Origin of the sequence: Vibrio sp. B1REV9 (assembly GCF_905175395.2) — a bacterium.
In the GTDB taxonomy this organism is placed as follows: Bacteria; Pseudomonadota; Gammaproteobacteria; order Enterobacterales; family Vibrionaceae; genus Vibrio; species Vibrio alfacsensis.
Map to the genome: position 1 here is coordinate 925,646 of NZ_HG992745.1, position 14,137 is coordinate 939,782.

Here is a 14,137-nt window from a genome sequence, read left to right on the forward strand (position 1 = left end):
CCATGTTTTTAAGATTATTACTTTCTTTTTTAGCGGTATTTTCTGCATTCGGTGCAATGGCCACTGAAGTAGATAAGACTCAACCCTATCAGATGATGAAGCAGGTTGCGGAAGTGACATTTGATCGTTTGAAAGCAGAACAACCACAAATTAAACAAGATCCAAATTTGCTGAAAACCATCGTTGAAGAAGAGTTGATGCCTTACGTTAACGATCGCTATGCAGCATTAAAACTGTTAGGTCCAAATTTAAAAGGGGCAAAGCGTGAAGATGTCGGTGAATTCATTACTGCATTTCGTGCTTATTTGGTGACGTCATACGCGCAAGTGTTAACACAATATTCGGATCAGAAAATAGAATTTGGTCCTGAGCCCTACTTAGATGCGTCTAAACGCATTACTAGCATCAAGGTTGATATCGTTGACGCACCGCGTCCTAACATCAAACTTGAGTTTAAACTGCGTAAAGACAAGAAAACGGGTGAGTGGTTAGCGTTTGATATGGTGGCTGAGGGTATTAGTTTACTGTCAAGCAAACAGTCAGAGTGGAATACGAAGATTCGCCAAGACGGCATTCTAGCCGTAGCGAAAGACCTTGAGAAATTGGCGGCTCAGCCAATTCGTTTCGAGGCGAGCAAGTAATGGCATCATCTCATAGCCAGTGGCATTTACAGACCGACATTCTTAAGCTTACAGGAGCGTTGGATCGGGATTCCGTACCAGCCTTATGGGCCGTGGCACAACAGTGGATGCCTTCTCAAGCAGAGTTAGAATGCTCGCTAGAGGGGATTGAGCGTGTTGACTCTGCCGGAATGGTGATGTTAATCCACTTAATAGAGCATGCAAAAAAACGAAACTGTCATATAATGCTCAGTTTCGTGCCGGCGCAATTGCGCACTTTGTTTCAGCTAAGCAACGTTGAATCTTTAGTGGCCAAACATATACAGAATTATCAGGGGTAAATTGTGGATAGCGCAAAAGTACAACAGTTACTAGAAGAAGCACTAAACCTTCAAGAAGTGCATGTTAAAGGTGAAGGTAGCCACTATGAAGTGGTTGCTGTTGATGCTTGTTTCGATGGAATGAGCCGCGTTAAGAAGCAGCAGTTAATTTACGGTCCTCTGATGGATTACATCCAGCGTAATGACATTCACGCGCTATCGATCAAAGCGTTCACTCCTGAAGAGTGGGCACGTGACAAAAAGCTAATGTCGCTTTAAGGTTTATTGATGGAAAAGTTTCGAGTTATTGGGTCAGACAAACCACTTGTTGGTGAAGTGACTATTTCAGGTGCAAAAAACGCAGCACTGCCGATTTTGTTTGCGTCTATCTTGGCGGAAGAGCCAGTAGAAGTGGCAAACGTGCCACATCTTCGCGATATTGATACGACGATGGAGCTGCTTAAGCGTTTAGGCGCTAAAGTAAGCCGCAATGGTTCTGTTCATGTCGATCCAAGCAGCATTAATGAATACTGCGCACCTTACGACTTGGTGAAAACCATGCGTGCATCAATTTGGGCGCTTGGCCCTCTTGTTGCTCGTTTTGGGAAAGGCCAGGTATCTCTACCTGGTGGTTGTGCAATCGGTGCTCGTCCAGTTGACCTACACATTACAGGTCTAGAACAGCTAGGTGCAACGATCACACTAGAAGATGGTTATGTAAAAGCTGAAGTTGATGGCCGCCTTAAAGGTGCTCACATTGTGATGGATAAGGTGAGTGTTGGCGCAACCATCACTATCATGTGTGCGGCAACGTTAGCTGAGGGTAAAACCACGCTTGATAACGCAGCACGTGAACCTGAGATTGTCGATACGGCTGACTTCCTAAACAAACTTGGCGCGAAAATCTCTGGAGCAGGTACTGATACCATCACTATTGAAGGTGTTGAACGTCTTGGTGGCGGTAAGCACAGCGTTGTTGCTGACCGTATCGAAACCGGTACTTTCCTTGTGGCTGCAGCCGTTTCTGGTGGTAAAGTTGTTTGTCGTAACACCAACGCTCACCTACTTGAAGCAGTACTTGCGAAGCTAGAGGAAGCAGGTGCGTTGGTAGAAACTGGTGAAGACTGGATTTCTGTTGATATGACCAATCGCGAACTGAAAGCGGTAAGTATTCGTACAGCTCCACACCCAGGTTTCCCAACTGATATGCAGGCACAATTTACGCTGTTGAACATGATGGCGAAAGGCGGCGGCGTGATCACTGAAACCATCTTTGAAAACCGCTTTATGCACGTACCAGAGTTGATGCGTATGGGCGCGAAAGCAGAGATCGAGGGCAACACGGTTATTTGTGGTGATGTCGATTCGCTAAGTGGTGCGCAAGTGATGGCAACAGACCTACGTGCATCAGCGAGTTTGGTGATTGCCGGCTGTATTGCTAAGGGTGAAACGATTGTTGATCGTATTTACCACATCGACCGTGGTTACGACAAAATTGAAAATAAACTGGCTGCACTTGGCGCAAATATTGAGCGAGTGAGCGAGGCAAGTTAAACTGCGTTGCAGGTGACTTGGATATCAAGAGAGCCGAAACTCAAGTTTCGGCTTTTTTATATCGCGTTTTCTTTCATAACTTTGATTATGAAAAGACAATAATAGCTGTACCTGGCGCAAAGCCGGTTCCTGGAGAACAACAATGATTGCACTGTTACGTGTATTTGCTGTCGCAATTTTCGCAATTGTGATGTTTATTGGTGGTTGTGGTTACTGCCTATTTAGCCCTCGAAACCCTAAACACGTTTTCACCTTTGGTCGACTTTTCGGCAAGATGTCTCGCGTGTTTGGTATTAAATTAGAATTACGCATTCCAGAAGACGCTTATTCCCGTGGTCAGCATGTTTATATTGCTAACCATCAAAATAATTATGATTTGTTTACGGTCTCTTCTGCGGTCACGCCAAAAGTGGTGACTGTTGGTAAAAAAAGCTTGGCGTGGATGCCATTGTTTGGTCAGCTTTACTGGCTAACAGGTAATATTTTGATTGACCGTGCAAACCGCTCTAAAGCGAAAGGTACGATTGACCAAGTCGTTGATAGCATTAAAAAGAGCGACGTTTCTATCTGGATGTTCCCTGAGGGGACACGTTCACGTGGTCGTGGCTTACTGCCATTCAAAACCGGAGCTTTCCATGCAGCAATTGGTGCAGGGGTACCTATCATTCCTATCGTGTGCAGTTCAACGGATAAAGTGAAATTGAACCGTTGGAATAACGGTCATGTGATTGTTGAAATGCTACCACCAATCAGTACTGAAAATTATGGCAAAGACAGTGTGCGCGATCTGGCGAATCTCTGTCGAGAGCAAATGAAAGAGAAATTGGAAGCGCTGGATGAAGAAGTGAAACAGCGTAATGCCGCTTAAGTTTCACTGCGAAGTCACAGCAAAATGACCATAAAAAAACGGTAGTCTGAGCTACCCGTTTTTTGTGCTTGCAAACATTTTTCAGCTTATAAACAGTTTTTGGTTTACAAGCAATTTTTAGCTTATGAACAATAGCAATTATTTGCGAACTGCAATTGCTTCAATTTCGATACCTACATCTTTAGGTAGACGTGCTACTTCTACACAAGAACGCGCAGGGTAGTTTGCTACTTCATGCTCATCGAAGAACTTGCCGTACACTTCATTTACCGTACCGAAATCGTTTAGATCTTTAACGAATACCGTCATTTTTACGATATCAGTGACTTTAAGGCCTGAAGCTTCTACGACTGCTTTTACGTTCTCTAGTGATTGACGAGCTTGCTCTGCGATGTCTTCAGACACTTCACCTGTTGCTGGGTTTACTGGGATTTGGCCTGAGGTTAGAACCATATTACCTAGATCTACGCCTTGAACGTAAGGACCGATTGCTGCCGGTGCAGATTCAGTGTGAAGTACTTTCGTCATTTGAATGCTTCCATCAGTTTGTGGGGATATAAAGAGTGATCAGTGTGCCTTTAAACACGTGGCACGTAAAGAGCAAAATACCCCGCGAAAGCGGGGTATTAGTCAGTTTAGCGTAAACAGAAAGTGAAATTGCATTTAACGTTCAGTCACAATTTCACGAGCGAATACTTTCTCGCAGTACTTACATCTTAAGCGGATTTCTTCTTTCTTTTTGATAACCGTAAAGCTGCTTGATACAGGTTCATTATGAGTAATGCAGTTGCTGTTTGGACACTCAAAGACATTGCTGATGGTCTCTGGTAGTTCAAGGGCCAACTTCTTAACCACTTCATAGTTTTCGATTTGGTTTACGGTCGCATTTGGTGCGTATAAAGCGAGTTTGTTTGCTTGTTCTTCACTGATGAAGACGTTCTCAATTTTCAACAGATCTTTATGGCCGAGTGCTGATGATGGTAGGTTGAGACCGATAGTCACACGTTGGGAAGAATTGTGCATATTAAATAGCTTTAGCACTTTAATACCGATCAGTGCAGGGATATGGTCGATAACCGTACCATTTTTGATTGCTTCTACCTGCAATTGAGTTTCTTTAGTCATGTGTTTTTCTCCCTCGATTACAGTGTTTCGTTTAGAACCAATGCCAACAGCGCTTGGCGTGCATAAACGCCATTTTCAGCTTGTTGGAAGAAGTAAGCATGCGGTGTAGCATCAACATCAGTGGTAATTTCATCGACGCGTGGTAATGGGTGCAGCACTTTTAGATTCTCACGTGCGCCCGCTAGCATTGATGCGGTTAAGATATACGCAGATTTGATGTGTGCATATTCTGACTCATCAAAGCGCTCTTTCTGAACGCGAGTCATGTATAGAATATCTAGCTCTGGGATCACGCTTTCCATATCGGTATGTAGGCTGTATTGAATGCCTGCCTCATCAAGCTCTTCACAGATGTAATCTGGCATAGCGAGAGCATCAGGAGCGACAAAGAAAAAGCGAATATTGTTAAATTTCGCTAGCGCTTGCGTCAAAGAGTGCACTGTACGGCCATATTTAAGATCACCGACAAATGCGATGTTAAGGTTATCTAGACGGCCTTGCGTTTCGGCAATGGTGTACAGATCAAGGAGTGTTTGTGTTGGGTGTTGGTTTGCACCATCACCAGCGTTAATCACAGGTACGCCATTTGAAAATTCTGACGCTAAGCGAGCCGCACCCTCTTGAGGATGACGCATGACGAATGCATCTACGTAAGAAGAGATCACTTGAACCGAGTCCGATAGCGTTTCCCCTTTATTAGCAAGAGAGGTGTTACCACCATTGTCAAAGCCAATTACATCGCCGCCAATGCGTTGAATTGCTGTTTCAAACGAGAGACGGGTACGTGTGGACGGCTCAAAGAAACAGCTAGCAACAACCTTATTTTTAATCAGCTCTGGACGAGGTTCTTTTTTTAACTGACCTGCAGTTTCAACAATCAGTTCCAGTTCTTCACGTGAAAGCTCTGGAATAGAGATGATGTGCTTTTGGTAAAGCGAGTTCGCCATGATCTTCTTCCCTATAACAGTGGTGACTATCCCCAAAATTAACCGCCGCGGAATTTTGGACATAAAAAAACCTCCCCAAATGGGGAGGTTTTAAAATTCAATAGAATTAACGAAAATAACAGCACGTAAGCGTAGTCGCTTAGTTAGAGCAAATCGCATTTTTACGTCCGCAATCGGCTTGTTCATTTCGTAATCCTCAGACAAATTGCCGAGCATTATACGCTTAACTTTAGTGAGCGCAAGCGATTACATCATGCTTTTTATTACCAATATTGGTTAACTTCCCAATGTCGCGACCATCACGGCTTTGATGGTATGCATGCGGTTCTCTGCTTCATCAAATACGATAGAGTATTCTGACTCAAACACCTCTTCGGTGACTTCAAGACCTTTCATTCCGTATTTCTCTGCGACCTCTTTACCAAGAGTCGTCTCATCGTTATGGAAAGCAGGGAGACAGTGCATAAACTTCACGTGAGGATTGCCTGTTTGTTTAATCACATCCATGTTGATTTGATAAGGTGTCATAAGCGCTACTCGTTGATCCCACGCTTCTGCAGATTCACCCATAGAGACCCAAACATCGGTGTATAAGAAATCACAACCTTTTACACCTTCTTCGACGTTCTCGGTAAGCGTGATCTTTGCACCACTCTGTTGTGCAATCTCTTGGCAAGTCGCCACTAACGCTTCTTCTGGCCAGAACGCTTTTGGTGCAACGAGGCGGATGTTCATTCCCATTTTTGCCGCACCAACCATAAGTGAATTTCCCATGTTATTGCGTGCATCACCAAGGTAAGCAAAGGTTATTTCGTGCAGCTGCTTTCCTCGCCCATATTCTTGCATCGTTAGGAAGTCGGCTAGGATTTGGGTTGGGTGGAATTCATCCGTCAATCCATTCCATACGGGAACGCCTGCGTGGGCACCAAGTTCTTCCACGATGGATTGACCAAAACCACGGTACTCAATGCCATCATACATACGGCCCAGCACTCGTGCGGTGTCTTTCATTGATTCTTTGTGACCAATTTGTGACCCCGATGGTCCGATATAAGACACTTGGGCACCTTGATCGAACGCTGCTACTTCAAACGCACATCGGGTACGAGTCGAAGATTTTTCAAAGATTAATGCGATGTTTTTACCTTGAAGTTTCTTCTGCTCTGTTCCTGCATATTTTGCTTTTTTTAGCTCTGCAGACAGTTCGAGCAAAAACTGGATTTCTTTTGTTGAGAAGTCCAATAGCTTCAAAAAGTTGCGATTACGGAGATTGAAAGCCATAGCTCGTCCTTAAGTACGTTAGTGGTGATAAGATAAAAGCATTTAAACATATAAATGCTTTTATTGTGAATAATTATTTTTATGTAATAACAAAAAAGGTTGATGCATACACATCAACCTTAGTCTTTATTCACGGAATAGAGTGAGTGTTTGTTCTCAAATATCGTCGCGTTCGATAGGACAGCTCATGCAACGTGCACCGCCACGACCACGGCCAAGCTCATTGCCCGGAATGGTTAATACCTCAATGCCTGCTTTGTCGTATTTCTCGTTGGTGTAAACATTGCGCTCGTAACCAATAACGACACCTGGTTTTACAGTGAGTACGTTGTTGGCATCGTTCCATTGCTCACGTTCAGCCTCATAACTGTCACCACCCGTTGTGATGATTTTTAATTGGTCTAAACCGAGTGCGGATTCAATCGCGTGCAGATAGTTGTGTGAGGCTTCAACATGCATTTCACCATTTGTTTTTGGTGTTAAGCGCCATGTGTCGAGATCTTTGCGCATGATTTCAGGATACACAGAGAATGTATCCACATCCATGTGTGTCATCACCGTATCCAAGTGCATGCATGAGCGATGTTTTGGTAAATCGATCGCAATCACTTCTTTCGCTTGGCCTGATTTGAAGAGGTTTGCCGCTAGGTTTTCGACACCTTGTGGGGTTGTACGTTCGGAGATACCAATCAGAACAGCCCCGTTGCCAATCACCAATACATCCCCCCCTTCGATGTTGGCATTGTCATAGTGGAGATCTTCATCACCAAAGTATTTGATAAAGTCTTGTCCAGCAAAGGTAGGGTGCCAGTGATATATTGCTCTAAGATGATTGGTCTCACGCTGGCGAGCGGGCATCATCATCGGATTAAGAGAGACGCCACCATATACCCAGCAAGATGTATCACGAGTAAATAGGTGATTTGGCAGAGGTTCAATAACAAAATCAAGAGGCTGCTTCATCTTTGGCAGCATAGAAGATGATTGAATAGGTAGTTCTGAATAAGCTAAACCGCCAAGCAAGATTGTGGCTAGGTGTTCGTTGTCCATCGCCATGAAATATTGGCGTAAATCTCGAGCGAAAGTTGGGCCATAGCGGAAGTCTGATATTTGAGTGCCGAGTAACCACTGTTTGGCTTCTGGCACGTCGAGTGTTTCTACGAGCAAATCATGCAACAGCAATACTTCAACGCCTTGACCACGCAATGTACGAGCAAACGCATCATGTTCTTCGCCTGCCGCTTCAACCGCAAGTACATCATCAAACAGTAAATCATGACAGTTTGATGGGGTCAGGTGGGTTAGGGCACGCTCTGGGCGATGCAATAGTACTCGTCTTAGTTGACCGACTTCTGAACCAACGTACAGCTTACTCATTTTGTATCCTTACAAATTTTCCAGCGGTTAGTTATGACAAGCTTGAAGCAAAGATGCAAGTTGTTCCACTTTGTTAATATCCTGCTTGTTGTTGTCTTTATGTTCGATTGCTCTACATTGTTTGTTGGTGTGTTTATTTTTCGATATTTTATTTTTTACGAGATGATTGGGGAAAAGTGCGTTTTTATTCTTTTCTCTTTCGATTATGCGAAATACACGGTTTGTGCATAAAAGATGACTAAATATTCCCAAATATGCACATGCGGCTGTTTCTTTATTCGGATCACTTCTCATGTTCCAGTTTTACTGTATTCACTCCATAGTCATAAACACGCAAAGCGCGTGGAATTTAGGGTGTCTTGGGTTTATTAGGATCTTCTGAATATTAAATATTCATGCTTTTTGTTAATTTTTTGTTTTTCGTGATTGGATTTCTAATTTAGGAAAGAAATAATCACTGAGAATCGGTGCTGATTGCGGTTTGTTTGTGGCTTTTCGTTGCGATCCATGCCATATTTCACCGCATCAGCGTACTCAAGTTTTGGGTATAATGTTTCTATCAAGTCACTAATCTGGAGCTAATACATGTCTCACGAAGATGAATATCTATCAGTAGAAGAATTAATTGAGATTCAAAAGGAAGAGACTCGCGATATCATTGCAGCACTGCTAGAAGACGGCAGTGACCCAGATTCTCTATACGAGATCGAACATCACCTGTTTGCAGAAGATTTTGACACGTTGGAAAAAGCGGTAGTTGAAGCATTCAAAATGGGTTTTGATGTGCTTGAAGCAGAAGAAACAGAAGATGAAGACGGCAATAAACTGCTTTGCTGTGATGCAACGATGGAATCCGCGCTAGACGCGGAGGCAATTGACGCACAGGTTGAGAAGCTGGTTCATCTTGCAGAAAAATACGACATCATTTATGACGGCTGGGGTACTTACTACGAAGGCGAAGATGCGCTTTACCCTGACGAAGATGATGAAGACGAAGAGTAATCGACTTATTCATTTTAAGAAGCCAGCGTTTATCGCTGGTTTTTTTATGCCTGTCATTTACTAAAGTGACATAAGCATAGTGATTCGTGCATATTGAAGTCACTTGAGTATATAATGCGTGAAAATTGATCTAGCTCAAGGTGTATATGCAACTCTCACTCGCCGGTTTATGGCAAGTCTCTCCACTGACGGACCTTTCTATCCCACAGGATGACATTACTTTCCCTGCTCCTTTGAGTCAGGTATTGCCTACTGAACTGACTGAAGAAGCGATTCATCAGCAAGAGTGGCACCTGATGCACGACATTGAAGTGGACGAATCCATGATGGCATTCCCAGCGGTAGAAATGGTGTTGGGTGGTGTGGATTACCATGCTGAAGTGCGTTTGAACGGGGTTGCATTGTTCGACTGTGACGGTTCACAAAGTGTGTACAAAAAAGACATTCGCCCATTCATGCAAATGGGGCGTAACCGTTTTGAGATCCTGTTCCTTGAGGAAGAAGAAGATCTTCTGCTGGATGAGGATAAACCAGAGTTGTGCTCACTTGCGGATCATGAATACCAAAAGAGTGATGAGCGCTTAGGGGTATGGCAAGAGCCGTATCTGCAGTTTATTCGCAATGTGCGTTTAGACCGCGTGGCTACCGAGCAGATTTGGCACCACGGTGGTGGTTGTGAGTTTAAAGTCGACTTGTACTATCAAACTTTTGCGCCGGGCTTAGTATCGGCATCGGTTAAGTTTAATGGCATGACTTACCATATTCCTATCGATGTCCGAGCGGATCATGCGAGTGCTTTATTCCAGATCGAAGCACCAAAGTATGCCGATCTTAACAATCCCGATCCAAAAGATCTCTACGAACTCGTGGTGGAGTTGGATGGGCAATGCCAAGCATTTACAGTGGCACTTAGCCAAGAGCTCTGTGTTACCCATCTTGTACTTTAAGTTTGGGGATAAAACGCTATAGCGTCTTAAGCATCACGACTTCACATGCATCATGCCCTGTTTGTCCTAGCGGGGCATCGAGATGCTCAAAGCCTAGCTTTTCATACAAGCCTACCGCTTCTCTTAGACATTCTGTCGTTTCTAAATAGCACTGCTGATACCCAAACTGTTTCGCCAGTTGTAAGCTCAATGCGACGATGCGTTTAGCTAAGCCGTGTCCTCGTGTTTGAGGTAAGAAGTACATCTTTTGCAGCTCACACACATTTGGCTCACCAGCTAAAGGTGCAAAGCCGCCGCCGCCCACAATTTCGCCTTGGTATTCGACTACCCAGTAGGCTGCGCCTTGTTGGTCGTAAACCGAGTACATGTCATCTAGTGTTGGATCGGCCACACCATAACCTTTGTCTGCGGTTAAGCCATACTCAGCAGAGACTTTTCGAATGACTTGAGCAATGCCAGAGTTATCTTGCGCTGTGATTGGGCGGAGGGTGAAGCCAGCAATTTGTTTCATGTTTTGCCTATAAAAAAGGGTCACGAGTTGTGACCCAATATATTTCGTTTAAGCATGTTGGTGCAAACAAAACTGTGGTGCTGCTTGGCTATCTGATTGACGCATCCACACTTTCTCGTGGAAGTAGTAAGCCACTGTATTCAAGCTTGGTTCGAGCATCGCCATAACACCACCAACAAACGCATCACCTGTTAGCAAGTAAACCACGGTAAAGGCAACACTGAAGTGGATAGTGGCAAAGCTTGCGGTTTTTAATTTGGTCATCCACTGACGAGCTTTAAGCGCTGGGACTTTTGCCCATGCCTTTTCATGAAAGTAGAAAGCGACGGTGTTCACTGAAGGCTCAATCATGGCAATTAAACTACCAATGAGAATGTCGCCAGTAAGCACGTAAGCGACACTAAACGCGATAGTAAAATGGAGTGCTGCAAAGGTTAGTGTCTTTTTCATGATAATTACTCAATCGTTGTGTTGTTTCGATAGAGCTATTATTGAGAATTATTATCATTAAATCCAATTGGCAGTTAAGATTAGTTTGATAGGTAAAAACTATTAAATGGGAGGAAGAGTAGGAGAGAAGGATGAATATCTTTGAAAGCTGTCCGAGCGATAAAATGCAAAAAAAGGGTTGATGCTTTCACACCAACCCTTTGATTCTTTTATTCTAGTTTTTAGCGATTAAAGTGCAGCGATCGTTGTCTTCTGCTCTTCTAGCTTAGCTAGCGTCTCTTTGTAGCCGTCAAGCTTCTCACGCTCTTTAGCAACAACGGCTTCAGGCGCTTTTGCTACGAAGCCTTCGTTACCTAGTTTGCCTTCGATACGCTTGATTTCGCCGTGAGTCTTCTTGATTTCACCATCTAGACGAGCAAGTTCTGCGTCTTTGTCGATCAGACCTGCCATTGGGATCATCAGCTCAGACTTAGCAACCAATGCCGTTGCACACGCTGGCGTTTCTTCACCTGCTGCAAGTACGCGTACTGATTCTAGTTTTGCTAGAGACATCAGTACTTGTTTGTTTGCTTCTAGGCGAGCTGCGTCTTTTTCGTCAGCTTTAAGCATTACATCAAGCGGTTTACCTGGGTTGATGTCGTATTCAGCACGTAGGTTACGGATGCTTGTAATGAACGCTTTCACCCATTCAATATCGTCTAGCGCTTCTTGGTTGAAGTTTGCTTCGTCGAATTGAGGCAGTGCTTGCAGCATAATTGTCTCGCCTTCTACACCTTCAACCAGTGGCTTGATGCTTTGCCAGATAGTTTCAGTGATGTAAGGAATCACTGGGTGAGCTAGACGTAGAGTCTTCTCAAGAACTGTGATTAGTGTACGACGAGTACCACGTTGTTGCGCTTCAGTACCTTTCCATAGAACTGGTTTAGTTAGCTCTAGGTACCAGTCACAGAATTGGTTCCAGATGAATTCGTAAAGCGTGTTAGATGCCATATCTAGACGGAAGTTGTCGATATGGTTGTTGAACGCTTTCGCCGCTAGTTCAAACTGAGACTCGATCCACTTGTCCGCTAGTGAGTATTCAATCTCACCACCGTTGAAGCCACAATCTTGCTCTTCTGTGTTCATCATTACGTAACGGCTTGCGTTCCATAGTTTGTTACAGAAGTTACGGTAACCCTCAAGACGCTTCATATCCCAGTTGATATCGCGACCTGTTGATGCCATTGCTGCAAGAGTGAAACGTAGTGCGTCTGTACCGTATGCTTCGATACCGTTTTCAAACGTCTTACGAGTGTTCTTCTCGATCTTCTTCGCTAGCTGAGGCTGCATCATGTTGCCACAACGCTTCTCTACTAGAGACTCTAGGTCGATACCATCGATCATGTCGATTGGGTCAAGTACGTTACCTTTCGACTTAGACATCTTGTCGCCGTTTTCGTCACGGATTAGACCAGTAACGTAAACCGTCTTAAATGGTACTTGTGGTTTGCCGTTTTCGTCTTTCACGAAGTGCATGGTCATCATGATCATGCGCGCAACCCAGAAGAAGATGATGTCGAAACCAGTTACTAGTACGTCTGAAGGGTGGAATACTTTCAGATCGTCAGTTTGCTCTGGCCAACCTTGAGTACCGAACGTCCATAGTGCAGAAGAGAACCATGTATCCAGTACGTCTTCGTCTTGGTGAAGTTCAATGACTGACTCTAGGTTGTTGTTCTTACGAACTTCGTCTTCGTCACGACCTACGTAAACATTGCCTTGGTTATCGTACCAAGCAGGGATGCGGTGACCCCACCATAGCTGACGAGAGATACACCAGTCTTGAACGTCACGCATCCAAGAGAAGTACATGTTTTCGTATTGCTTAGGAACGAATTGGATGTCGCCGTTTTCTACTGCTTCAACCGCCGTTTTCGCTAGAGGTGCAGTACGCACGTACCATTGGTCCGTTAGCATTGGTTCGATAACCACGCCACCACGGTCGCCGTAAGGAACTTGTAGATCGTGATCTTTCACTTCTTCAAGTAGACCTAGCTCATCGAATTCAGCAACGATAGCTTTACGAGCAGCAAAACGCTCCATACCGTGGTATTTAGCTGGTAGTTCTGTGCTGTACGCGTCGCTTGCTTCGCCGTTCGTGTTGAATACTTCAGAAGCGTCACGGATGTTCGCGTCGAAAGTCAGAATGTTGATCATTGGTAGCTGGTGGCGCTTACCAACTTCGTAGTCGTTGAAGTCGTGCGCAGGTGTGATTTTCACACAGCCAGTACCTTTTTCCATATCTGCGTGCTCATCGCCCACGATTGGGATGCGACGATCAACGATAGGAAGAATAATGTCTTTACCGATAAGATCTTTGTAACGTGGATCTTCTGGGTTAACCGCAACACCAGTATCGCCTAGCATGGTCTCAGGACGAGTCGTTGCAACAACGATGTAGTCTTTGCCATCTGCTGTTTTAACGCCATCTGCTAGTGGGTAGCGGAAGTGCCACATGTTGCCTTTGGTGTCTTTGTTCTCTACTTCTAGGTCTGAGATAGCTGTATGTAGCTTTGGATCCCAGTTAACTAGACGCTTACCGCGGTAGATTAGGTCGTCTTCGTATAGACGTACGAACACTTCTTGAACGGCGTTAGATAGACCATCGTCCATCGTAAAACGCTCACGATCCCAGTCTACAGATGCGCCAAGACGACGAAGCTGTTTAGTGATAGTGCCGCCTGATTCGCCTTTCCATTCCCAGATTTTGTCGATGAAAGCTTCACGACCGTAATCGTGTTTTGTTTTGCCTTCTTCTGCAGCGATCTTACGCTCAACAACCATCTGTGTTGCGATACCTGCGTGGTCCGTACCTACCTGCCAAAGAGTATTTTTACCCTTCATGCGCTCACAACGGATAAGCGTATCCATGATCGTATCTTGGAACGCGTGGCCCATGTGTAGGCTACCAGTGACGTTCGGTGGCGGAATCATGATGCTGTAAGCTTCTTTAGTAGTGTCACCGTGTGGCTTAAAGTAGCCTTTCTCTTCCCAAGTCTGATACAGAGCTTGTTCGATTGAAGTTGGGTTGTATGTCTTTTCCATAGCGCTCTTTTAATGGATACGTTGATGGTTGAATCTAAGTCAATCTTTATA

At 44.5% G+C, this 14,137-nt stretch carries 14 protein-coding genes and 1 pseudogene; 7 read left to right on the forward strand and 8 right to left on the reverse strand.

Annotation, left to right across the window (positions count from 1 at the left end; translation table 11 throughout):
* Positions 1-2: 2 nt before the first annotated feature.
* The 5 genes from mlaC (at position 3) to KHN78_RS09815 (ending at position 3,362) form a co-directional block, all read left to right on the forward strand.
* A complete protein-coding gene (gene mlaC / locus KHN78_RS09795; protein WP_211915912.1) occupies positions 3-641 on the forward strand; it encodes a phospholipid-binding protein MlaC in 639 nt (212 codons plus the stop codon).
* On the forward strand, positions 641-961 hold the full coding sequence (locus KHN78_RS09800; protein ID WP_128810092.1) for a lipid asymmetry maintenance protein MlaB: 321 nt from the start codon (positions 641-643) through the stop codon (positions 959-961). Before mlaC ends, KHN78_RS09800 begins: the two co-directional genes overlap by 1 nt.
* A 3-nt stretch (positions 962-964) precedes the next feature.
* Entirely contained in the window at positions 965-1,219 is a 255-nt protein-coding gene (gene ibaG / locus KHN78_RS09805; protein ID WP_005432865.1) for a BolA family iron metabolism protein IbaG, read from the forward strand.
* 9 nt (positions 1,220-1,228) lie between these two features.
* Positions 1,229-2,494, forward strand: a complete 1,266-nt coding sequence (murA, locus tag KHN78_RS09810) for a UDP-N-acetylglucosamine 1-carboxyvinyltransferase (protein WP_211915913.1) — start codon at positions 1,229-1,231, stop codon at positions 2,492-2,494.
* A gap of 142 nt (positions 2,495-2,636) precedes the next feature.
* The gene (locus KHN78_RS09815; RefSeq protein WP_211915914.1) at positions 2,637-3,362 is read left to right on the forward strand and encodes a 1-acylglycerol-3-phosphate O-acyltransferase; all 726 of its coding nucleotides are present in this window, start codon (positions 2,637-2,639) and stop codon (positions 3,360-3,362) included.
* Positions 3,363-3,500: 138 nt separating this feature from the next.
* Here KHN78_RS09815 and KHN78_RS09820 read toward each other — a convergent pair whose 3' ends face one another.
* From KHN78_RS09820 to arcA, 5 genes are all read right to left on the reverse strand, one after another.
* Entirely contained in the window at positions 3,501-3,890 is a 390-nt protein-coding gene (locus tag KHN78_RS09820; protein ID WP_211915915.1) for a RidA family protein, read from the reverse strand.
* 135 nt (positions 3,891-4,025) lie between these two features.
* Positions 4,026-4,487 (reverse strand): aspartate carbamoyltransferase regulatory subunit, encoded by a 462-nt coding sequence (pyrI, locus tag KHN78_RS09825; protein ID WP_211915916.1) that lies wholly within the window; start codon positions 4,485-4,487, stop codon positions 4,026-4,028.
* Positions 4,488-4,504: 17 nt separating this feature from the next.
* Positions 4,505-5,434 (reverse strand): aspartate carbamoyltransferase, encoded by a 930-nt coding sequence (gene pyrB / locus KHN78_RS09830; RefSeq protein WP_211915917.1) that lies wholly within the window; start codon positions 5,432-5,434, stop codon positions 4,505-4,507.
* A 276-nt stretch (positions 5,435-5,710) separates the two neighbouring features.
* Positions 5,711-6,715, reverse strand: a complete 1,005-nt coding sequence (gene argF / locus KHN78_RS09835) for an ornithine carbamoyltransferase (RefSeq protein ID WP_211915918.1) — start codon at positions 6,713-6,715, stop codon at positions 5,711-5,713.
* 156 nt (positions 6,716-6,871) lie between these two features.
* Positions 6,872-8,092 carry an arginine deiminase gene (gene arcA / locus KHN78_RS09840; protein ID WP_211915919.1) on the reverse strand — a complete coding sequence of 407 codons (1,221 nt, stop codon included), beginning with the start codon at positions 8,090-8,092 and terminating at the stop codon, positions 6,872-6,874.
* A gap of 585 nt (positions 8,093-8,677) precedes the next feature.
* On the opposite strand from arcA, the gene rraB reads away from it, so the two are divergent.
* Positions 8,678-9,094 (forward strand): ribonuclease E inhibitor RraB, encoded by a 417-nt coding sequence (gene rraB / locus KHN78_RS09845; RefSeq protein ID WP_128810101.1) that lies wholly within the window; start codon positions 8,678-8,680, stop codon positions 9,092-9,094.
* Between the two features lie 146 nt (positions 9,095-9,240).
* Entirely contained in the window at positions 9,241-10,041 is an 801-nt protein-coding gene (locus KHN78_RS09850) for a glycosyl hydrolase 2 galactose-binding domain-containing protein (RefSeq protein ID WP_211915920.1), read from the forward strand.
* A gap of 16 nt (positions 10,042-10,057) precedes the next feature.
* Here the strand turns inward: KHN78_RS09850 and KHN78_RS09855 are convergent.
* The 3 genes and pseudogenes from KHN78_RS09855 to KHN78_RS09865 form a co-directional block, all read right to left on the reverse strand.
* Positions 10,058-10,531: pseudogene (locus KHN78_RS09855) on the reverse strand (GNAT family N-acetyltransferase); the annotation flags it as partial.
* 69 nt (positions 10,532-10,600) lie between these two features.
* The gene (locus KHN78_RS09860; protein WP_128810104.1) at positions 10,601-11,002 is read right to left on the reverse strand and encodes a DUF2061 domain-containing protein; all 402 of its coding nucleotides are present in this window, start codon (positions 11,000-11,002) and stop codon (positions 10,601-10,603) included.
* A 228-nt stretch (positions 11,003-11,230) separates the two neighbouring features.
* Positions 11,231-14,086 (reverse strand): valine--tRNA ligase, encoded by a 2,856-nt coding sequence (locus KHN78_RS09865; protein ID WP_211915922.1) that lies wholly within the window; start codon positions 14,084-14,086, stop codon positions 11,231-11,233.
* Between the last annotated feature and the right edge of the window lie 51 nt (positions 14,087-14,137).

Excerpts from the sequence above, each read along its gene's own strand:
- mlaC (WP_211915912.1), top strand. The coding sequence starts at position 3 with ATGTTTTTAAGATTATTACTTTCTTTTTTAGCGGTATTTTCTGCATTC.
- KHN78_RS09800 (WP_128810092.1), top strand. The coding sequence starts at position 641 with ATGGCATCATCTCATAGCCAGTGGCATTTACAGACCGACATTCTTAAG.
- murA (WP_211915913.1), top strand. The coding sequence starts at position 1,229 with ATGGAAAAGTTTCGAGTTATTGGGTCAGACAAACCACTTGTTGGTGAA.
- KHN78_RS09815 (WP_211915914.1), top strand. The coding sequence starts at position 2,637 with ATGATTGCACTGTTACGTGTATTTGCTGTCGCAATTTTCGCAATTGTG.
- KHN78_RS09820 (WP_211915915.1), bottom strand. The coding sequence starts at position 3,890 with ATGACGAAAGTACTTCACACTGAATCTGCACCGGCAGCAATCGGTCCT.
- pyrI (WP_211915916.1), bottom strand. The coding sequence starts at position 4,487 with ATGACTAAAGAAACTCAATTGCAGGTAGAAGCAATCAAAAATGGTACG.
- pyrB (WP_211915917.1), bottom strand. The coding sequence starts at position 5,434 with ATGGCGAACTCGCTTTACCAAAAGCACATCATCTCTATTCCAGAGCTT.
- argF (WP_211915918.1), bottom strand. The coding sequence starts at position 6,715 with ATGGCTTTCAATCTCCGTAATCGCAACTTTTTGAAGCTATTGGACTTC.
- arcA (WP_211915919.1), bottom strand. The coding sequence starts at position 8,092 with ATGAGTAAGCTGTACGTTGGTTCAGAAGTCGGTCAACTAAGACGAGTA.
- rraB (WP_128810101.1), top strand. The coding sequence starts at position 8,678 with ATGTCTCACGAAGATGAATATCTATCAGTAGAAGAATTAATTGAGATT.
- KHN78_RS09850 (WP_211915920.1), top strand. The coding sequence starts at position 9,241 with ATGCAACTCTCACTCGCCGGTTTATGGCAAGTCTCTCCACTGACGGAC.
- KHN78_RS09860 (WP_128810104.1), bottom strand. The coding sequence starts at position 11,002 with ATGAAAAAGACACTAACCTTTGCAGCACTCCATTTTACTATCGCGTTT.
- KHN78_RS09865 (WP_211915922.1), bottom strand. The coding sequence starts at position 14,086 with ATGGAAAAGACATACAACCCAACTTCAATCGAACAAGCTCTGTATCAG.